14 protein-coding genes are annotated in these 21213 nt (G+C 33.3%); 9 read left to right on the forward strand and 5 right to left on the reverse strand.

The window, feature by feature from the left end:
- The first annotated feature begins 103 nt into the window (after positions 1-103).
- Positions 104-511: an acyl-CoA thioesterase gene (locus HM982_RS17645; RefSeq protein ID WP_179354653.1), complete on the forward strand. Its 408-nt coding sequence runs from the start codon at positions 104-106 to the stop codon at positions 509-511.
- On the opposite strand, the gene HM982_RS17650 is transcribed toward HM982_RS17645, so the two are convergent.
- On the reverse strand, positions 506-1114 hold the full coding sequence (locus HM982_RS17650) for an IMPACT family protein (protein WP_179354654.1): 609 nt from the start codon (positions 1112-1114) through the stop codon (positions 506-508). The genes HM982_RS17645 and HM982_RS17650 overlap by 6 nt on opposite strands.
- Positions 1115-1298: 184 nt before the next feature.
- Between HM982_RS17650 and HM982_RS17655 the strand changes: the two genes are divergently transcribed.
- Positions 1299-2888, forward strand: coding sequence for a T9SS type A sorting domain-containing protein (locus tag HM982_RS17655; protein WP_179354655.1), 1590 nt, complete (start codon positions 1299-1301; stop codon positions 2886-2888).
- A 50-nt stretch (positions 2889-2938) separates the two neighbouring features.
- On the opposite strand, the gene HM982_RS17660 is transcribed toward HM982_RS17655, so the two are convergent.
- The 4 genes from HM982_RS17660 to HM982_RS17675 all read right to left on the reverse strand — a co-directional run bounded on the left by HM982_RS17660 (position 2939) and on the right by HM982_RS17675 (position 6079).
- The gene (locus HM982_RS17660) at positions 2939-3790 is read right to left on the reverse strand and encodes an EamA family transporter (protein ID WP_179354656.1); all 852 of its coding nucleotides are present in this window, start codon (positions 3788-3790) and stop codon (positions 2939-2941) included.
- On the reverse strand, positions 3787-4404 hold the full coding sequence (locus HM982_RS17665) for an HAD family hydrolase (RefSeq protein ID WP_179354657.1): 618 nt from the start codon (positions 4402-4404) through the stop codon (positions 3787-3789). The genes HM982_RS17660 and HM982_RS17665 overlap by 4 nt, the downstream gene beginning before the upstream one ends.
- A 143-nt stretch (positions 4405-4547) precedes the next feature.
- The gene (ribD, locus tag HM982_RS17670; RefSeq protein WP_179354658.1) at positions 4548-5636 is read right to left on the reverse strand and encodes a bifunctional diaminohydroxyphosphoribosylaminopyrimidine deaminase/5-amino-6-(5-phosphoribosylamino)uracil reductase RibD; all 1089 of its coding nucleotides are present in this window, start codon (positions 5634-5636) and stop codon (positions 4548-4550) included.
- A 2-nt stretch (positions 5637-5638) separates the two neighbouring features.
- Complete coding sequence (locus HM982_RS17675; RefSeq protein ID WP_246296934.1) at positions 5639-6079, reverse strand: LEA type 2 family protein; 441 nt, start codon at positions 6077-6079, stop codon at positions 5639-5641.
- A 135-nt stretch (positions 6080-6214) separates the two neighbouring features.
- Between HM982_RS17675 and HM982_RS17680 the strand changes: the two genes are divergently transcribed.
- From HM982_RS17680 to HM982_RS17710, 7 genes are all read left to right on the forward strand, one after another.
- Positions 6215-6706 (forward strand): GNAT family N-acetyltransferase, encoded by a 492-nt coding sequence (locus HM982_RS17680; protein ID WP_246296936.1) that lies wholly within the window; start codon positions 6215-6217, stop codon positions 6704-6706.
- Between the two features lie 3 nt (positions 6707-6709).
- The gene (prmC, locus tag HM982_RS17685; protein ID WP_179354660.1) at positions 6710-7609 is read left to right on the forward strand and encodes a peptide chain release factor N(5)-glutamine methyltransferase; all 900 of its coding nucleotides are present in this window, start codon (positions 6710-6712) and stop codon (positions 7607-7609) included.
- 23 nt (positions 7610-7632) lie between these two features.
- Positions 7633-9630: an NAD-dependent DNA ligase LigA gene (ligA, locus tag HM982_RS17690; protein ID WP_179354661.1), complete on the forward strand. Its 1998-nt coding sequence runs from the start codon at positions 7633-7635 to the stop codon at positions 9628-9630.
- A 103-nt stretch (positions 9631-9733) separates the two neighbouring features.
- Positions 9734-10477, forward strand: coding sequence for a hypothetical protein (locus tag HM982_RS17695; RefSeq protein WP_179354662.1), 744 nt, complete (start codon positions 9734-9736; stop codon positions 10475-10477).
- A 421-nt stretch (positions 10478-10898) separates the two neighbouring features.
- The gene (locus HM982_RS17700; RefSeq protein ID WP_179354663.1) at positions 10899-12491 is read left to right on the forward strand and encodes a helix-turn-helix domain-containing protein; all 1593 of its coding nucleotides are present in this window, start codon (positions 10899-10901) and stop codon (positions 12489-12491) included.
- Positions 12488-13642 carry a tetratricopeptide repeat protein gene (locus HM982_RS17705; RefSeq protein ID WP_179354664.1) on the forward strand — a complete coding sequence of 385 codons (1155 nt, stop codon included), beginning with the start codon at positions 12488-12490 and terminating at the stop codon, positions 13640-13642. The genes HM982_RS17700 and HM982_RS17705 overlap by 4 nt, the downstream gene beginning before the upstream one ends.
- 162 nt (positions 13643-13804) lie before the next feature.
- Complete coding sequence (locus HM982_RS17710; protein ID WP_179354665.1) at positions 13805-21202, forward strand: choice-of-anchor J domain-containing protein; 7398 nt, start codon at positions 13805-13807, stop codon at positions 21200-21202.
- Positions 21203-21213 lie beyond the last annotated feature (11 nt).

Below are 21213 nucleotides of genomic sequence, written 5' to 3' on the forward strand. Positions count from 1 at the left end.
AATTCTTAAAAAAAAAATCTATTTTCACTCAATCTTTGGATTTTTTTTCCCATGTTTAAAACATTTTAAAAATACAAAATTAATACTTAACTAACCTATATAAATGAAAATTAACGAAACAATAATTAGAGTTCGCTATGGCGAGACAGACCAGATGGGCGTAGTGTATCACGCTAATTACGCAGTGTACTTTGAAGTGGGGAGAACGGAGTGGCTACGTGAGTTTGGACTTAGTTATAGCCAAATGGAAATAGACGGTATAATGTTGCCTGTAGTTTCTCTGTCTATAAACTACAAAAATTCAGCACGTTATGATGATGTGCTTAAAGTAAAAACAACACTCAAAAAAATGCCGACGGCTTCGATAGAGTTTGAGTATGAATTGTATAACGAATCTGACGTTTTGCTAGCAACAGGTAGTACTATTTTAGCATTTATAGATGTTAAGCGGAATCGACCTACGCGATGTCCAAAATACCTTTTAGACCAACTGCAAAATTATTCGTTATAATTCTTTGATTTCGACACCAAAGAATTGATCAAAAATTTCAAATATTTTAGAACCGTGGTTTTTTCTTACAGATATTTCTAATAAACAATTTAATTCTAAAATCTGATTTGTGATTTCGGCATTGTTTTCTTTTAACAAACGCATCACTTTACTCATATTTTTATATTCAAATTTGAGTTGAAATTCTTTATTAATTGTACGTTCAACAATTTTTGAGGCTTCTAAAGCTAATTGCGCTCCTGTTCGGTATGCGTTTATTAAGCCGCCGACACCAAGTTTTACACCACCATAATACCGAACAACTATAATTAGAATGTTAGTCACTTCAAAAGATTGTATTTGTCCATAAATAGGCATTCCAGCTGAGTTACTTGGCTCGCCATCATCATTGGCTCTATATTGTATGCTATCAGTGCCTATCTGGAAAGCGTAACACCAATGTCTGGCAGCGTAGTGCTCTTTTTTTATGGCTTCTAGATGTTCTTTTATTTGATCTTCATTTGAAACAGGAAACGTAAAACCATAAAATTTACTGTTTTTGTCTTTGAAAATTTCGCCTTGCGCTGGTTTTGTAATTGTTTTGTATAAATCGTCCTCACTCATAGATATAAGCGAAAATATAGAATCTCTTTAATATGAGCAATATAGTTCTAACTTAAATTATTGTATTATTTATAGCGGTTGGGGTGGATAACAGGTAAATTAGATTTTGTGAAAGATTGAAGTCATTCCCAGATGATTCTATTAAATATAGATTCTTATATATATTTGTAAAAAAATGAAATTTATGAAATATACGATACTTCTGTTATTTTTAATCTTTATGAATGCTACCATTGCTCAAGAAACGGTTGGTTTAGTTTATGATGATATTAACGAGCCTAAATCAGATGGTTATACGCTATTCAAACCTACTTCTGATAATAGAGTGTTTCTAATAAATAATTGTGGGGAGGTTGTTAATCAATGGAACTTCTCAGGTTTAAATGGTAATAATGCTTATCTTTTAGAAAATGGGAATTTGTTGCAAAGTAATGATGCTTATGCTGAAATAAGGGATTGGAATAATACAATTCTTTGGAGTATTTCTTATAGTACGTTAGGTTTTACAATTCATCATGACATAGCACCAATGCCAAATGGTAATTTTTTGGTTATGGTTAGGGATGTTTATTATAAAAATGAAATGTTAGCAGAAGGCATAAACACTTCTTATTCTGATGATAAACTACAATTAGAAAGAGTTATAGAAATTGAACCTGTTGGTTCAGACGCTGCCAATATTGTTTGGGAATGGAAACTTTTTAATCATTTAGTTCAGGATTTTGATAGCTCTAAGCCTAATTATGGAACAGTTGCTAATAATCCACAATTATTAGATATGAATTATGATGGCGGTTATGGTTTTAATCCTATACATGCAAATGGAATTGATTATAATAAAGACTTAGATCAAATTGCAATCTCTGCAAGAAATTTAAATGAAGTATTTATTATAGATCACAGTACAACAACTGCTGAAGCAGCAACACACTCAGGAGGGATTTACGGAAAGGGTGGAGATTTTCTTTGGCGTTGGGGGAACCCAGAAGTATATGACAATGGTACAATTGCTGATAAAAAGTTAGGAAGCCAACATGATATAAAATGGATTACTGAAGGCCCTAATCAAGGAAAAATGTCAGTATTTAACAATTTGGGTTATGGAAATAACTTAAATGCTTCTTCTGTACATATACTAGACCAAAATGATGAAAATGGAGTTTACCATCTAAATTCCGGTCGGTTTTTACCTGAGAGTTATTTCTGGTCTTGGGATGGATCTATTATGAATCTAGTTATGCTCGGAGGTAAAAAATGTGGCGTACAAATTATGTCTAATGGAAATGCTTTAATTAATGAATCTGACAAAGGAAGAATTACTGAAGTTGATAGCTCAGGTAATATAGTATGGGTTTATATGATTCCTGTATCAGACAATTCTAATTTTGAACAATTTACACAGCCTAGTGTAAATGGAGCTTTTAGAGCGACTAGATACCCTGAAAATTATAATGGATTTAATAATATAACTTTTAATAATAACGGAATTATAGAAAATGAGAACACTATTTCAGAAAATTGTATTAGTCTTCTAGGTAACACAAGTTCTTATTTTAATAATTTACGTGTGTATCCTAACCCTACTAATGATATTTTAAATTTTGATTTTGAAAAACAGTTAAGTCAAATTGAAGTTTATGACTTATCAGGGAAACATGTTTTAAGTAAATCAAATTCTAAATTTATTAATTTAAAAAATCTAGAAGATGGCTTGTATATTATTAAGCTTTCAGTTGATGAATATTCTGAATTTATCAAAATAACTAAAAAGTAAAATATCAAAGAATATTTGCTAATCCAGTTTAAGTATTAGCTAATTTGCTTTTATGCTAACGTAACTAATGCTATTGCTATTAAGGCCAGGAGAATCCCAATCCAGTTTTTCTTTGATATCTTTTCTTTAAAGACTAATAAACCAGTCAAAGTTGAGAGTGCCAAAATCGCAATATGATTAATAGTGAATAAGGTTGAACTTTCTGTGTTTTCTTGATGTAGTGCCATTAACAAAAAATGAATAGACCCATAATTTACAACGCCTAAAATGATGCCTAAAGGAATGCTTTTAAAATTGAAACGGCTATTAGATTTAAAATAAGCAACGATTAAAAGTAGAACGCCAATGGTTGCTGCAATAACAAAAATAGTTCCTGAAAAAAGTGGAATATCACCGGTGGGTGCAAAATAATTTATTGAAGTGTCAATAATTCCTGATCCTAAAAATAAGATAATAGGCAAGTAGATGAATTTTGTTACTGCTACTGTACTTTTTGGTTTTAAAGAGGTTAGGTAAATGGCAACTAAAGCCAAAAGAATTCCGATAATTTTTTGAATGCCTACACTTTCATTAAAAACGATGATTCCAAATACTATTGGGATAACCACACTCATTTTACTGGCAACTGAGGCTACAGAAAGACCGTTTTTCTGTGCGGTTAATGCCATCACATTAAATATAGCAATAAATAGAAATCCTAACATTATGGCGGCAACAAACCAATTAGAAGTGATAATTTCTGAAGGATTAATTTCGCCATTATAGAGTAAGTAGCCACAAAAACAAGCCGTGAAATAATTAACTACAATAGCCTGTAAGGTGTTTATGTTAAATTTCTTCAACAACTTAAACACTACAAAAATTGCTGTAGAGGAGAGGATGCTAATGAGTAAGTATATCAAAAGAGCTCTTTTTTGGTTTCAAAAAGGGTAACAACATCTTCTTTAGTCTCGTCTATGTTCCAGACGTGAAAGCCCATGGCAGAAGCGGTATCAGTGTTGTCTTTAGTGTCGTCTACAAACAAACATTCGTTAGCTATAAGGTTGTTTTCAGCTAACACAAATTCAAAAATATCGTTATTCGGTTTTCTAAAGTGAATCTCTTGCGATAAGTAAAAGACATCAAAACACTTTTTAAAATCCTCAAAGAATGGGACGGTGGCTTTAACGGAATCGATGTGTAGATGATTAGTATTGCTTAATAAAATTAACTTGTATTTTTTTTGTTGCGCTAGATTTTGAAGGAATTCTAATCGGTGAATAGGAAAATCTTTTAAGATGCTGTTCCATACGTCTATCAGTTGTGTTTCATCAATATTTGAAAAATTAGTTTTATAAAATTCAACAAATTCTGACGTCGATATTTTTCCAATTTCATATAATTCATTGGTTTTTATCATGTCACTGTCTAAAGCTGTTAGTTGAAACAGGTTTAATGCGTTTTGCATAGCGCCTAATTTATCTAGGTTGATAAATACATCGCCAAAATCGAAAATTATTGTTTTTATTTTAGTCATCTTCATTGTGTGTCACACTCAGCGCAGTCGAAGTGTTTTTTTTTAATTATTAATTTAATATCGTTTTAAGACCACACAATTTTTTCTTCATCATCCGAATGATTTATGTGGTCTTTTTTTATATTTTTTCGAAGCTAGACCTGCTAACTTAAGTGCTTAGGTTTATAAATCTTTAGTTGGTCATTTAAAATATGATGTTCCGAAATTAAGTGTCCTACTATTTTTGGTGCTTTAATACCTTCGTAAAATTCAGGTTTACCAATAAATATTCGTGCTTCATCCCACAGTCCTTCATCGATAAATGTTTGTAATGTTTTTGCGCCACCTTCTATGATTATGGAATTGATGTTTCTATGATATAAAGTGTCGCATATTTGTTTCGCTATAGCAGTTTTCAAATTCCAATCTATGTATTCAATATTTAAACTGTTGATTTCTTGCTTTGTGCTTTCTTTTTTAAACTTCGAACTTCGTGCTCCCAATGTTGAGCTAATGACAACCGTTTCAGCCTCATCGTCAAAAACGTTGTAATTTTCACCCAACTTCATATACTTATCCAAAACCACTCTAATCGGGTTTTCTCCTGTCCAGTCTCTAACGGTTAAGCTTGGATTATCTTCAATTACTGTATTTGTCCCTACTAAAATAGCCTGTTCTTCGGCGCGCCATTTATGCACCAATTGGCGTGAATATTGATTTGTAATCCAAACGGGTTGTTGTTCATCTCTGGTTAAAGGTGCAATAAAACCATCAGCTGTTTCTGCCCATTTTAATATAATATAAGGACGTTTTTTATTGTGAAATGTAAAAAAACGTTGGTGATGAATTTTGCACTCGACTTCCAAAACACCGACTGTTACGTTGCAACCGGACGCTTTAAGTTTGGCAATGCCTTTTCCTGCCACTTCAGGATTATCATCAATACAGCCAATAACAACATTTGGAATCTGATGTCTAATAATTAAATCGCTACAAGGCGGCGTTTTGCCATAATGACTGCAGGGTTCTAGGGTTACGTATATGGTGCTTTTAGTTAAAAGGGACTGGTCTTCTACGGCATTTATAGCATTGACTTCAGCATGGTTGCCGCCGTATGTACTTGTAAAGCCTTCGCTGATTATTTTATTATTATGCACAATTACGGCACCAACCATAGGATTTGGTCTGGTACTTCCTAAACCATTTTTAGCAATCTGCAAACAGCGTTTTATGTAAGTTTCGTGTGTGGTCAATTTTAGAATTTTATTTTCACATCTTTAATTTCGTTTACGGAATAAGTAGAAGCATAGCCCATAATTTTATATTTTATATCACCTTTAAAGTGCACTTTTAGGCTTTGAGTCAATAAACTTCCCAAAAGACTGCCAAGGTTGTTATTGTCTGTAATGTCTTCTATGGCAACCCTCACGGTTAGCGGAATGGTGAATCGCTCGCGTTTAGGAACATCAAATTCATCTGAAATCACAGAAGCCAATTCCAAATCGTTAATATAGACTTTAAGTTCATCAGTTTTTAATGTGCCACCAACATCATTTTTATTCAGAAATAAGGCGTCCGCTTTAAGCGTGATATATTTAGAATTTGAATCTATAACGTCGATATTATCTAATCTAACAAATTCGGGTTTTTGGGTAAACGAGCAGTTAAAAAGAAGTGTAAAAGTAAAGGAAAACATTATAAGCCTTTTGAACATAAAATTGTTTTTATATGTATTTTTGGTTTTGGATTTTGAAATGAAACGAGTTATCATTTTGAATTTCGGTCGCTGAGCGTAATCGAAGCGATACTAAAGTTTTTAAAAATTTATTTATTGGGTAAAGATACTATTGTTATTCGAGAAATTGAAGTTCGGGATAATCCTAAAATTGCTAAAGCGATTCGGAATGTTTTAATAGAAATGGGCGCCCCAAAAGTTGGCACAGCCTATGAAGACGCAGCACTAGATGGCATGACGGAAACCTATAGCGATAAGAAAAAAGTATATTTTGTTGTGGAAAGTGGTAATGCCATTATTGGTGGTGCCGGGATTGCGCCTCTAGATAATCACGAAGGGAATGTAGCCGAATTGCAGAAAATGTATTTTATGGCTGAAGCTCGAGGAAAAGGTTTAGGAACCAAAATGATGAACAAGTGTCTAGAATTTGCAAAACAAGCAGGATTTGACCACTGTTATTTAGAAACATTACCTTATATGAATGATGCTCGGAAATTATATAAAAAAGTAGGCTTTAAATCTATAGATAAACCCTTAGGAAACACAGGGCATTACTCATGTACAGTTTGGATGCTTAAAGATTTGTAGGTTATGGTATTAAAAGAACTTCAAGTCATATTTCACAAAGAATTAGATGCTATTTACGGTGAGAACGAAGTGGATAGTTTCTTCTATTTATGTACAGAACATTATTTAGATGTGCCGCGAATTCAGTTGACTTTAGAACCAGAGTTAGCCATTACAAAGCCTGAAACTGAAACTTTTTTTAAAGCTTTAGAACACTTAAAGCAACAAAAACCAATTCAGTATCTATTAGGCGAAACCGAATTTTATGGCTTACCATTTAAAGTAGATGAAAATGTGTTGATTCCACGCCCAGAAACCGAAGAGCTCGTTGATTTAATAATAAAACAGTGCACGGAGCGAAGTCGAAGTGCTAGTGAAAATAACCCGATTAAAATTCTAGATATCGGAACTGGTTCGGGATGTATAGCCATAAGTTTGGCTAAAAACTTACCAAGTGCTGAAGTTTATGCGCTAGATTTAAGTCAAGACGCTTTAAAAATAGCTAAAGACAATGCAAAATTAAATAAGGTTAAAGTCAACTTTGTTGAAGCCGATATTTTAAACGAATCCACTTGGAATTTGTTTTTTGAAAATTTGGAATTTGACGTTATTACATCTAATCCACCATACGTACGCGAATTAGAAAAACAGGAGATTTCCCCTAATGTTTTAGATAACGAACCTCATTTGGCTTTGTTTGTGGCCGATGATAATCCTTTGATTTTTTATAAAACGATTACCAACTTTGCTATTGAAAAATTAAAACCAAACGGGCAGCTTTATTTTGAAATTAACCAATACCTCGGTGAAGAAACAAAACAACTATTAGTTGATGCTCAATTTGAAAAGATTGAATTATTAAAGGATTTGAACGGAAATGACAGAATGTTGAAAGGATGTAAAGCCTTAGAAATTAAATTATGATACAACTAGTTTTTTAAAAACTTATGAAAGAAATAAAACAAAAAATAGAAGCCCTTAGAGAAGAACTGCGTCAGCACAACTACAATTATTATATTCTAGATGAAGCTACTATAAGCGATTATGAATTTGATATAAAACTTAAAGAGCTTCAGGCTTTAGAAGACGCACATCTAGAGTTTTTCGATGCTAATTCACCAAGCCAACGTGTCGGAGGTGCGGTCACTAAGAATTTTAAAACAACGGTTCACGACTTAAGAATGTATTCTTTAGATAATTCGTATTCTAAAGAAGATTTGCTGGATTGGGAAACCCGAGTTAAAAAAATGGTCGATGGTGATGTTAGTTATACCTGTGAATTAAAATACGATGGTGCTTCCATCAGTTTAACTTATGAAAACGGTAAACTATTACGAGCAGTAACACGAGGCGATGGTGTGCAAGGCGATGAAGTTACTGCAAATATAAAAACGATTAATACCGTGCCTTTACAACTGAAAGGAGACTTTCCAAAACGTTTTGATATTAGAGGCGAAATAGTTTTACCAATAGAGGGCTTCTTAAAAATGAATGAAGCACGTATTGAAAACGAAGAAGAACCTTATAAAAACCCAAGAAATACAGCATCAGGAAGTTTAAAACTACAAGATAGTGCTGAGGTGGCTAAACGCCCTTTAGAATGTCTATTATATAGTATTGTAGGTAATAATCTAAATATAGAATCACAATTTGACGGTTTAGAAAAAGCAAGAGCCTGGGGATTCAAAGTGCCTCAAGAAGCGAAACTAGTACATTCTATCGATGAGGTTTTAGAATATATTAATTATTGGGATGAACACAGATTCAATTTGCCTTTTGAGATTGATGGCGTTGTTGTAAAGGTGAACAACTTACATCAGCAAGACGAACTAGGTTTTACGTCTAAAGCACCACGTTGGGCTATGGCGTATAAATTTAAAGCCGAGCAAGTGTCTACTCGACTCAATGAAATTACCTATCAGGTTGGAAGAACAGGAGCTATAACACCAGTAGCTAATTTAGAACCCGTACAATTGGCAGGAACCATTGTAAAACGCGCTTCATTGCATAATGCCGACCAAATTGAGAAACTAGATATTAGAGAAGGGGATGAAGTGTTTGTGGAAAAAGGAGGTGAAATTATTCCTAAAATAATAGCTGTCGATTTAACTAAACGACCAGTAGATTCTGTACCAACACAATACACAACGCATTGTCCGGAGTGTAACACAGAACTTGTTAGACTTGAAGGCGAAGCAAAACATTATTGTCCTAATTATATGGCTTGTCCACCACAAGTGATTGGAAGAATTCAACATTACATCTCTAGAAAAGCGATGGATATTGATGGTTTAGGAGGTGAAACAGTCGCCTTATTAGTAAAAGAAGGTCTGATTAACAATTATTCAGATTTATATGAATTGACGGTTGAACAGGTTATACCACTAGAGCGAATGGCAGAAAAAAGTGCGGTCAACCTAGTTAATGGTATTGAGGCTTCTAAGAAAATTCAGTTTGAGCGTGTACTTTTTGCTTTAGGAATTCGTTATGTAGGTGAAACAGTAGCCAAGAAATTAGCTAAACATTATAAATCTATTGATGCGTTGATGTTTGCTTCACTATTAGATTTGGTGACGGTAGATGAAATAGGGGAACGTATTGCTCAAAGTGTGGTTGAGTTTTTTAATTCAGAAGAAAACAAGCAGATTATAGAACGTTTAAAATCGTTTGGTGTACAACTAGAAATTTCCGCAGAACAACTTGTTGGACAAACCGATAAGCTAAAAGGACAGACATTTGTCGTTTCAGGAGTCTTTGAAACTATTTCTAGAAATGAGCTTAAAAAATTGATTGAAGATAATGGAGGTAAGGTGTCATCATCTATTTCGTCTAAAACCACCTATTTAGTAGCAGGTGAGAAAATGGGGCCAAGTAAACGTACAAAAGCAGAAAAATTGAATATCCCAATACTTACTGAAGCTGCATTTTTAGATAATTTGAAGTAAATTCTTACATGAAAACAGTTGTTTGTTCGATAAAACGCATGATTTAATCGTTCAAATGTAAAAAAAATGTTTATATTTGCTAAAGTTAATAAGGGATAAATTAATGTTAGTAAAAAAAATAATAAAAGTAGTATTGCTGCTCTTAGCGCTACTCTATATTTTTCTTCAAAGTTTAGCTTTAGAATTAGAAGGGTCGGTGTTAAGTGCTGTAATCTTAGTCTTACTTACGTGTTTATATGTAGGTTGGACCAAATACAAATCTAAATTATTCTTAGGGTTTCTAGTCTTTTTTTCTACCGCACAAATACTGAGTATTGCTGCGTATTTCATACCTGAAGTAGGATTAGATCAAGTAGATGCTATGTATTTTGGAATCAATGTTATATATATTATGGCATATACTTTCTTGATTATTAAAATAATTAGGCAATTTAATTTGAGAAAAGTTTTTCAACAACTGACTGTTCCAATCATTATATTAGTGATTTTAGATGTTTTTTGTGTAACCTTAATATCAGGTACAACAGAGGGGATATTTAATTATTATGAATATGTTTTAGAATTTACATATAATGCTGTAGTAATGATATTATTGTCATTAGCATTAATTGATTATATGTACCGAAACAGCAATAAATCTATGCTTTTTTTAATTGGATCTATTTTTATTGTGTTTTCAGAAATTATACAATTAGCTTATTATTATATCTTACCAGATGATAATTTAGGCTTTGTCTATTCTTTGTTTTTTATTGTAGCTTTTATTTTCTTATATCAACAATCACAGTCCAAGGTTACAGAGCCAGTTAAAGCTTATAGTGACAATCCTGTGGAGGCTTATGAATAGTTCAAAATAAAATCTACTTTCTTGATTGGTAGTCTTTATTCGCATTTAATTATTTACTTGTTAAAATAGACTTTTCTATTCTCAAATAATTTCTACGGGTCAATTTTAAAGATAATAATTTCATGAAAAAAATTTACTCGTGTTTTGTGAAGTTATATCTAAACTTGCAAAAGTGCTTCTATTTGGTATATTTGTTAAAAGGTTAATTATATTTCGTTTTTCATAAGTCAAAAACTGATTTTTTTAATCTTAAATACTTTGAAAGTACCGCCTTAGTTTATTAATTGAACTTATTATCAGCATCAGTGACAGTAACTAAATACCATTGGTGTTAAATTGTTTTTTTACGAAGTTTATTATATTTACTAGGATTTTTGTAATGAAATAAGATTAATTAATAATTATAAAAAGCTAAACACTTTTGTGTAAAAAATCATTTCAAACACTATTAGTATTAAAGCAAGCATCTCAACTTGTTTTATGTTTAGGCTTGCTTTTTAATTTGCAAGGGTACTCACAACAAGAGGATTTAACGTTAAATGCTAAAGAGTTTGTGTACTCCAACCCAGATGAGTCCATTAAGATTGCTAATCACCTATTAAAAACTAGTTCAGATAACCAAAGTAGTGCTGTGGCAAATTTGTATTTGTCGCAATCGTATTTAGTTAAAGGAGATTATAATAATTCTATTAATTATGCATTTAATGATTATAACCAATCAGACGATGTAAATTTAGATACAAGAATCGAAAATCTTGTTATAAAAGCCTCACTATTAAGAAGAATACACTTAAAAAAACAAGCCCAGGACTGCTTAGATAATGCAATAGCATTGACTATTCAATTGCCAAAGGATAGCAAAACCTCGCTAATTAACTTAATTAAATTAGAAGAAGTTAAATTGCTCTTAGCAAGACGTCATAATAAAGAAGCTCTAGACTCTATTTATAAAGTTGAGAGAAATTATAAAACGTTTTTATCAGAAAACGCCAATCATCAACAGGGATTATATTTGGTAAAGGCACGTGCTTTTAACAATCTAATGATATACGATTCGGCTTCAGTATATATTGATAAAACAATAGCATTAGCGGACTCTAATAAAGAAAATAACCTTTATGAAAAGGCTTCTGTCTATAGTGCTTTAGGTTACCTGCAACTTCAAAAAAAAGAATTTAAAAAAAGTGAAGAAACTCTTTTTATAGCTTTAAGATTTGCTGAAATTTTAGACAATCCTTTTTTATTAGAACAAATTAAAAGAGACTTAGCTATTAATTATTTGGCGTCAAATCAAGAAAATCAACACAGAGTTTTTAATAATGAGTTTCTAGTTCTAAATACCAAAGTAGAGTTAATAGAGCAAGAATCTGTAAATAGTGTTTACAACATTTTTGCAGCGCAAGACGAACAGCGAATTTTAATAGAAAAGCGTAAGTATACAAATTACTTTTATATGACGCTTTTAGCAGCGTTTATTGTGGTGCTTGTAGGTATTTTTATTCTTTTTAAAAGTGAAGCTAAAAAGAAGCGTTTACGTGAAATTATTAACTACTTAGAAGTAAGTAGAGCAAAATTCACAAAAGCGAAACCCTTAAAAAAAGCATCTAAAAAAGAAATTTCTATTCCTCAAGACACTGAGCAATCTATATTAACTAAGCTTAAACGTTTTGAAAAATCAGAAGCATTCCTTAATAAAGACATGTCTTTAGCAGTTTTAGCAGGGAAATTTGAAACCAATACAAAATATTTGTCTGCAGTTATAAATAAGCATTACAACGACAATTTTAATACTTTTATTAATAAACTAAGAATCAACTATATTATAGATAAGCTAAATAATGACCCTGTTTATATGAATTATAAAATCAGTTATTTAGCTTCAGAGTGTGGGTTTACTACGCATAGTAGGTTTGCAACCACATTTAAATCGGTTATTGGTATGCCTCCAGTAACTTTTATCGATTTGTTGAGGCAAGAACGCGAAGAGAAAAATAAGACAAACCTAAACGAATGAGAACAAAACAGATATATCTTTCGCTTTTGTTTGGGCTAATAATTTGTGTGTGGAGATCCGCTGCAGATGATTTACATAAAAAAGACATTGATAGTTTATTAACAGCGTACACAACTATTGTATATGAAGATCCACAAACAGGTATTGATTTTGGTTTAGCCGTTTATAATGATACTTCTCAACCTGTACAGACAACAATAAAAGCATTAATGCTTGTGTCCTTGGCTTATACTTCTCAAAGAGACTATCAAAATGCATTAGACTATACGTTAAAAGCTATTGATCTTTCAGAACAAGTAGATAATAATCCCCTTTTAAAAATTAATATTTTATTGCGATCTGGTGTTTTGTACCAGCAGCTAAAAATATTTGATAAATCTATAGAGGTTTTAGATAAAGCCCAACAACTTTGCTTGGCTTACCCTAATCAAAAAGAAGTTGCTACTGAATTAGGTAATATATATCTTGTAAAGGGATTTATATATAAAGACAATTTAAACTGTGATATTGCTTTGAGCTTTTTTGATAAGGGCATTGCTCAATATGTGGATAGAGAAGGCTATAGAGGAAATATGAGTATTGCGTATTATAATAAGGGTAATTGTTACACTTTGTTGTCTCAATACGGTAATGCAAAAAATAGCTTTTATAAGGCTATTGAATTAGCAAAGTTATATAAAGCGAATAGTTTAATCTCTTTCGGTCAAAAGGGACTCGCAGAAGTTTATACTTTAGAAGGAAGATATCAAGAAGCTATTGATTTGCTTCAAATAGCTTTAGAACAATCTCGTAGTGTTGGTGATGTTATTTTAGAGCAAGGCATCTACAAAGGCCTATTTGAAAATTATTTAGCACTGAATCAATGGGAGGACTATCAAAAAAATTATGACCTTTTTCTAAACACACAATTGGTGATAAAGGAGTCCGAACGTAATTCTGTTAGTAATTCCATAGATAAAAGTTTTCAATCAAATTCTGAAGAACTAAAAACCATTAAGTCTAATTTTTCAGATTACCTAACATTGACTATAATCATAGTTGTTTTTATAAGCATTGGCGTTATTTTCTTTGAGCTTAAAAACCGAAAAACTATAAAATCACTTCAAAATTCGGTAAAAATGATACAAGATCACAAGCAAAATCAAAATTAATGATTTCTTAACACTTGTTTTTGTATATTGTTGTTAGTCAGTATTTTATTGTTTTATTAGACTGTCATTTTTCAGGAAATAAGAAAGGCAATCATTATTTAGATGGCATTTTTAAGTCTAAATTGAGGCTTAAATATTTTCTAACTGATAAAAGTCTTACAAATGAAAAAAAAATTACCATTTGTTGTAACCAACTTTCTCTTAACTCCAAAAAGAGATTTTAAAGAAGGTCGCTCAATCCCTCAAAAGCGGATGTTTCTTCAAGGAAATTTGCTTTTAACCTTATTATTAATGTTGTTTTTACTGTTCTCTAGTAAGAGTAATGCACAACTATCTGAATCTTTTGATGGTGGAGTTCCAACAGAATGGTCTGTTTTTGGAAGTGGTTCTGCTACGATTAATTGGAGCACGACTACAGATGGTAATGCAGGAACTAACGCTGTATCTATTAATCCAAGTGCAGACAATATAGGGGATCAAAATACGGCTACGTACTTTTTAGTTACGCCTCAAATTTCAGTTCCTGAAAATGGTGAAATTCAATTTTACACCAAACAAGGCGATGATATCGATCATGGTACTGAATTTCAGATTAAATTATCTACAGCATTGCAACCAGATGCTGATGGGTTTAATATTACACTACAATCTTATACCGAAACGAATTTAAATATAGCTTCGCAAACCACTTACGAGAAAAAAGTGGTTGTGATTCCGGAGTCTATTCCTGCAGGATTAGACATTTACATCGCATTTGTTGCAGTAAACACACAAGAAGGAGCTACGGCAACTGGTGATGAATGGTTTATTGATGATGTGTCTGTTTTAGAAGGCTGTGCAGAAATCATTGATGAAGACGTTGTAATTGAAAATATTACGGTAAATAGTGCTGATATAAGTTGGTCACATCCCACAGCCACAGATTTTGAAATACAAATTATTCCTGAAGGAGGAACTCCTGCAGAAAGTGGTATATCAATTACAGGAAACTCGTATGCACTTTCAAGTTTAGAAGGAGAAACATCTTATGATGTATATCTAAGTGCACTTTGTGGAAATGCTACACAGAGTGATTGGACAGGACCTTACAGTTTTACGACGCCTATTTTAGGGGTTAGTTGTGATAGTCCAATAATAGTACCAGATGTTTTAGCTGAAGGTGCCTTTACATTAACAGATAATTTAGCAAACTATTATAATCCAGACGTACAATATACTACTGCGGGAACAAGTTGTATTTCAAATGCAGGTACTACTAATTACCTTAATGGAGACAAAGCATTTTTAAGCTATACAGCAACAGAAGATGCTTTAATTACCATTACACAAACAACTGCAGGTTACGATCCTAGTAATCCTTTAGGAAATTGTTTCAATTCTAATACCTCTATATTAGTATATCAAAGTTGTGAAGATGTAGGCGTAACTTGTTTAGCTGGTACAACAACGAGTTCAGGAAACTTACAAGCTCAAATACAAAATTTATTAGTTGAGGCTGGTGAAACTTATATTATTGTAGTATCATCAGATTTAGCACCTGAAGCAGGAATCTGTTTTGAGCTAGAAATCGAAGGCTCTACATGTGCTTCTCCTACAGGTATTACATATGATGATTTAACTGATACTAGTGTTAGCCTATCATGGGAAACTGTAGTTGGATTTGGAGATTCATGGGAATACTCAGTAGTGCCTACTGGTTCAGATGAACCAACAACAGTTGATGCTACAACGAGTACTAATACTGATAATATTATAAATACAGGGTTAGAAGCTGGCTTAACTTACGATTTTTATGCAAGGTCAATATGTGGAGGTGTTCCAGGTGAGTGGAGTGCTCCTTATACATTTACCATGCAATGTGCCGTTTTTGATACACCATATTCAGCTGATTTTGAAACTGCAAGTGATGATGAACCAGAAGCGTGTTGGACGGTTTTAGACGTTAATGGTGATGGTGAAACATGGAGTTATAGTTTTGGAGGTGTTGCAATGCGAATTAATAGTTATAGTGCTAATAACATTAATAATAACAACGATATATTGGTGTCACCAAGAATTAACCTCGATGGTGTTACTCAAAAACGCGTAAGGTTTAACTATAATGCTTATCAAGGCTCTGCTGTTGTGGCTTTAAAAGTCTCAACAACAGGTGTAGGCGCTGATAATTTTGATACTGTTATATTACCAGCAACAGAATTTGCTGATTTAGGATGGGACAATTATGAAGAGTTAATTGTAAATATTCCAATAGAGATTACCGGAGAAGTAAACATTGCTTGGGTTATTGAACCAAATGCTATAGAAACAGCTAATTCTTTTACTATTGAAGATGTATTTATTGAAGATAAACCAGCATGTCCAGACCCATTAGCTCCAACTGTAGAAAATATTACTGCAACATCAGCAGATTTATATTGGAATCAAGGAGATATAGAAACGCAATGGCAAGTTGTTATACAAGATGAAAATTCAGGTATTCCTGTAGATGATAGTGTTGCAATATTAACAAGTACTAATGACCCTTATTTAGCTACCGATTTAGATCCTGCAACGAGATATGAGTATTATGTAAGAGCGTATTGTAATGATGAAGAGCAAAGTGAATGGGTTGGTCCTACCTTGTTTATTACAGAATGCGCCACATTTGATATTCCTTTCTTTGAGAGTTTTGATGATTCAGATGCAGATACTCAAAAATTTTGTTGGAGTTTTCTAAATGAAAATGCTGATGCTGCAGAGTGGTTAATGAATGAAAATGAACCTTCTATACAAGGGAGTACGAGTTGGTTTAATCCTACAACAGGGTATGACGATTGGATAATCTCTCCAGCTATTGTAACAGAAGGTGGTACTTATGAGCTGAAATTTGATTATAGAGCTCAGTATTCATTCTTTTATCCAAACACAAGGTTCGGATTAGAAGTTTTAATTTCTACTACAGATACAGATCCTGCTAGTTTTTCACCTATTGTGCCATTATTTGATTTTGTTAATACAGAGTATCAAGAAAAATCAATTTATTTTGAAGCTACAGGCACTATATTTATTGCTTTTAGAGTGCCTCCTGAATTTAGTTTAGAAGATGGTTCTTCAATATTAAACATAGACAATGTAAATATTGTTGAAGCGCAATCTTGTCCTACACCTTCAGGAATTGAAGTAAGTGCTATAACCGGTAGTACTGCAGAAATGACTTGGCAAGCAGGTTTCCAAGAAGAAGCTTGGAATGTGGTTATTCAACCAGAAGGTTCAGGTGAGCCAACTGATGCTACAGGAAACAGTACAACGACTAGCTATTCTTTTACAGATTTAGTACCAGCAACAACTTATGAAGTTTATGTGCAGGCTAACTGTGATACTGAAAACAGTATGTGGTTTGGACCAGTAAACTTTACAACATTATGTAATGCTTTTGAATCACCGTTTATTGAAACTTTTGAAGAGGATTCAGCCTCAAGAGATTGTTGGAGAATTGTTGACGGAAATCAAAATAACGACACTTGGTTTACAAATATTTCAATGAGTCCATATGAAGGAGATTTATCAGCAAGTATATTTTCAGGGTATAATGGTGATAATGATGATTGGTTAATTTCGCCTTTAATTACGATTACAGAAAACCAACGATTACGTTATTATTATAAGGTTAATGATAGTTTCTTTGCAGAAGATTTAAGAGTGCTACTCTCTACAAACGGAATTGAGTTAGATCAGTTTACAACGGTTCTTTATGACACAGAAACAGATCCAGTACTTATCAATAACGTGGAATATAAAGAAATGATAATTGATCTTCCAGAAGGTATTACGGGTGATATTAATATTGCATTCCATATTCCATATTACGAGCCATCTCCTGCAGGTTATAGAGGACAATTATTATTTGTAGATAATGTCATTATTGAAGATGTACCAAGTTGTCCAGAAGCTTCAAATGTAACTGTTACCAATGTAACAGATGTACAAGCTGAGGTTAACTGGGATGTTAGTGGTACTGCTGCAACAGAATGGGAAATAGCTGTTTTACCTTACGATATGGAAGCGCCAACAGGAACTGTAGACGAAGCTTACCTTTATCAAACAGCAACACCGCCATTTACGATAACTGATTTAATCGCAGCATCTAAATACAATGTATATGTACGTGCTATTTGTGGGGAAACGGAAACCACAGCATGGTCTAATGCTGTAGAATTTACGACGAAATGTAGCTATGAAAACTTATGTGCTTATACGGTTATTTTAACTAGTGATAATAGTTACGGCGTAGGTGGAGGAATTGATATCATTCAAAATGAAATAGTACAACAAACCCTAGAATTCCCTAGTGGGTCATTTGGTCAAATACCAGAACCATTAGAATATCAACTCTTATTATGTACTGGTGTTGAGTTTTCTTTATTTTGGGACTCTATAGGTACTGCTCCTGATCAATATCCTAATGCACAAGTTGAAGTTCTCGATTTTGAAGGTAATACAGTTTATACAAGTCCTTTAGGTATCGGAACACCAAGAACTACGCTTTATACTGATGTAGCACTTTGTGGTGTAGAATCTTGTCCGCAACCAACGGATTTAACAGCAAGTGAAACATCTGTTCTTTCATGGACAGCAGGTGGCGATGAAACACAATGGGAGGTCGCAATACAGCCTTTAGATAATGGAACAATTCCACAATCGGGTGCCATTGTAGACACTAATACTTACACACCAACAGATGCAGATTTTAATGATGAAAATGCAGCTACTTACGAGTACTTTGTAAGAGCAATATGTAATGCAGATGATGAAAGTTATTGGTCAGGACCTTATTCTTTTGTGAGAAATGATGATGCAACTACCGCGTTAACACTACCGATTAACGAAACTGAATATTGTAATAGTGCAGCGACCAATGTTACATTTAGAAATACGAGTGTTTCTAGTGAAGACATGACTTGTAATACGGTTAACGAAGGTGATGTTTGGTTCGAATTTACAGCAACTTCAAGAGTACATTATATTGAAATTAATGGATTCACAGGAAACTATTATGTGTCTTCTGGAGATGAGTTATATCCAGATATCACCATGACACTATATCACGAATTAGATAATGGTGATTTAGATGAGCTTACATGTAGTCAAAACAATACAATTACAGCAAGTTACGCTTCTGAATTGGTTGTAGGCGACAGCTATAAATTACGATTAAGTTTACAAACGCCTGTGATTAGTACCCGAACCTTCAATGTTTGTGTAACTACACCAGAAGATTTATGTCAGTTAAATGGTCTTAATGGCGATTTTGAAAGACCACTTATGACATTTAATGCGATTCAAAGTATTTTACAACAGCAAATAGTACCAGGCTGGAGAACTGATTTAGAAACATGGAATGCCATGTTTATTTGGAATTCTTTAGTAGGACTTGGCTTTGAAGCCTATTCTGGTAGTCAGTGTATACAATTATTAAATGATCCAGATTCTGATGAGATTAGAGGATTATATAAGGATTTCGATACGTCAGAAATTACATTGTATGACTATAATTTTGCTTTAGGGTCACGTTCAGATGGAAACATTGTAGAACTTTATGCTGGGCCTCCAGAAGGACCATTTGAACTTGTAGTTGAGCATGCTGCTTTAGCATCTGCTTGGGAAGTTCATTCAGGAAGCTATGAAGTTCCAGAAGGACAACCAATAACACGTTTCTTGTTTAAAGAAAAAAATAATAACATCGGTACACTTTTAGATGATGTTAATTTTATTCCGAATAACAGTATTGATATTTCAAGTTTAGATCAAGAAGTTGATTGTCAAACTGCCTCTATAGATTTAGTTGCTGAAGGTGTAGGAACTTGGGAAGCTGATGCTACTAATCCAGGAGAAGTTATTATATCAGATGCTTCAGCTAACGAAATAACTATTAGTGGTTTCACCGTATCAGGAACGTATACATTTACATGGAGTTCTAGATATTGTGAAGATACTATTGAATTAACGTACAATGGTATTTCAGATATGCCAACAGTTGAAACGCCAGTTGAATATTGTTTAGATGCAACTGCAGAAGCTTTAACAGCTACACCAACTGATGGCTATACTTTATTATGGTATACTGAAGCGTTAGGAGGTACAGGAAGTGCTACGGCAATTACTCCAGAAACAAACACATTAGGTAGTACATCGTATTACGTAGCTAATGTCGATGAAAATGGTTGTGAAAGTCCTCGTTCAGAAATTGTGGTAACTATAAATGAAACTGTTGTTCCTGAGCTTACGTTTAGCTATCTAGATGCGTGTATTATTACTCTAGATAATCCATTACCCGTTTTACCAACTGATTTTGCATTAGGTGGTACGTTTACATCTACTACATTAACTGTAGATGAATTAACCGGAGAAATAGATATGACTACTGCAACGGTAGGTGACCACGAGGTATTATATACTTATGATGGTGATTCAGAAACTTGTGCTTTAGCAGGAGATAATACGGCAACTATAACTTTTACAAGTGCTATTGTTCCTGAAACTAACTTTGATTATGGTACAGCATCATTTTGTTCGTTAAATGAAAGTTCAATACAGCCAACACTTTCTGACGGTTTTATAAGTGGAGGTACTTTTAGTACTGCAACTTTAGCAATAGATGCAACAACAGGAGTCGTTGATATAACGGATGCTGCTGCAGGAACTCACGATATTACTTACACTTATGAAGGTGATGTTGACAACTGTATAAGCTCTGGAACGTACACAACTACAATTGAAATAGATGCAATAAATGATACGGTATCAGGATTTACTTATGCATATGATTTGTATTGTGCTGATAGTTCATCAGTATTTCCAGAATTAGAACCTGGGTTTACAACAGGTGGTGTGTTTAGTGCTGAATCTGGTTTAACTATTGGTGCAGCAACAGGCGAAGTTAATGTGGCTTCTAGTAGTGTGGGTAATTATAATATTACTTATGAAGTTCTAGAAGACGCTTCAAACTGTATTACCGGAAGTGTAAGCACTTTTAACTTTACTGTTTTAGGAGCAATTGAAGCGGTAATCGAAGGTGAGTGTAATGACGAAGGATATATCCTTACTGTTTCACCTTTGGATGAATCTTATAATGCTGATGAGGTGACATATACTTGGACAGATTTTAATGGTACTATTGTAGGCCAAAATTCAGAAGTATTTAATGTTACTGAATATGCTGATCAAAACTCAGACCTAACCCTACCAGTAGAATTTACTGTTACGGTAGAGTTTGGCGGTTGTTCTACTACAACTTCATTTGCTGCTGAGCAACTAGATTGTAGAGATATTCCAAGAGGTATTTCTCCAGATGGTAATGGTAAAAATGATGATTTTGATCTTTCAGGACATGGAGTAACAGAATTGTTCATATTCAACAGACATGGTAGAGAAGTGTACAACTTTAAAGGAACGTACACTAACCAATGGTCGGGGCAGTCTAATAGCGGCGATGAATTACCAGATGGAACTTATTTCTATACCCTTAGAAAAAGTGATGGAAGCAAATTAACAGGATGGGTCTTTATTAATAGAGCTCACTAATCATAAATTAA

Origin of the sequence: Winogradskyella vidalii (genome assembly GCF_013403955.1) — a bacterium.
In the GTDB taxonomy this organism is placed as follows: Bacteria; Bacteroidota; Bacteroidia; order Flavobacteriales; family Flavobacteriaceae; genus Winogradskyella; species Winogradskyella vidalii.

What these genes read in the sequence shown, in the direction of transcription:
- HM982_RS17645 (WP_179354653.1), top strand. Translation starts at nt 104, where the DNA reads ATGAAAATTAACGAAACAATAATTAGAGTTCGCTATGGCGAGACAGAC.
- HM982_RS17650 (WP_179354654.1), bottom strand. Translation starts at nt 1,114, where the DNA reads ATGAGTGAGGACGATTTATACAAAACAATTACAAAACCAGCGCAAGGC.
- HM982_RS17655 (WP_179354655.1), top strand. Translation starts at nt 1,299, where the DNA reads ATGAAATATACGATACTTCTGTTATTTTTAATCTTTATGAATGCTACC.
- HM982_RS17665 (WP_179354657.1), bottom strand. Translation starts at nt 4,404, where the DNA reads ATGACTAAAATAAAAACAATAATTTTCGATTTTGGCGATGTATTTATC.
- HM982_RS17675 (WP_246296934.1), bottom strand. Translation starts at nt 6,079, where the DNA reads ATGTTTTCCTTTACTTTTACACTTCTTTTTAACTGCTCGTTTACCCAA.
- prmC (WP_179354660.1), top strand. Translation starts at nt 6,710, where the DNA reads ATGGTATTAAAAGAACTTCAAGTCATATTTCACAAAGAATTAGATGCT.
- ligA (WP_179354661.1), top strand. Translation starts at nt 7,633, where the DNA reads ATGAAAGAAATAAAACAAAAAATAGAAGCCCTTAGAGAAGAACTGCGT.
- HM982_RS17695 (WP_179354662.1), top strand. Translation starts at nt 9,734, where the DNA reads ATGTTAGTAAAAAAAATAATAAAAGTAGTATTGCTGCTCTTAGCGCTA.
- HM982_RS17705 (WP_179354664.1), top strand. Translation starts at nt 12,488, where the DNA reads ATGAGAACAAAACAGATATATCTTTCGCTTTTGTTTGGGCTAATAATT.
- HM982_RS17710 (WP_179354665.1), top strand. Translation starts at nt 13,805, where the DNA reads ATGAAAAAAAAATTACCATTTGTTGTAACCAACTTTCTCTTAACTCCA.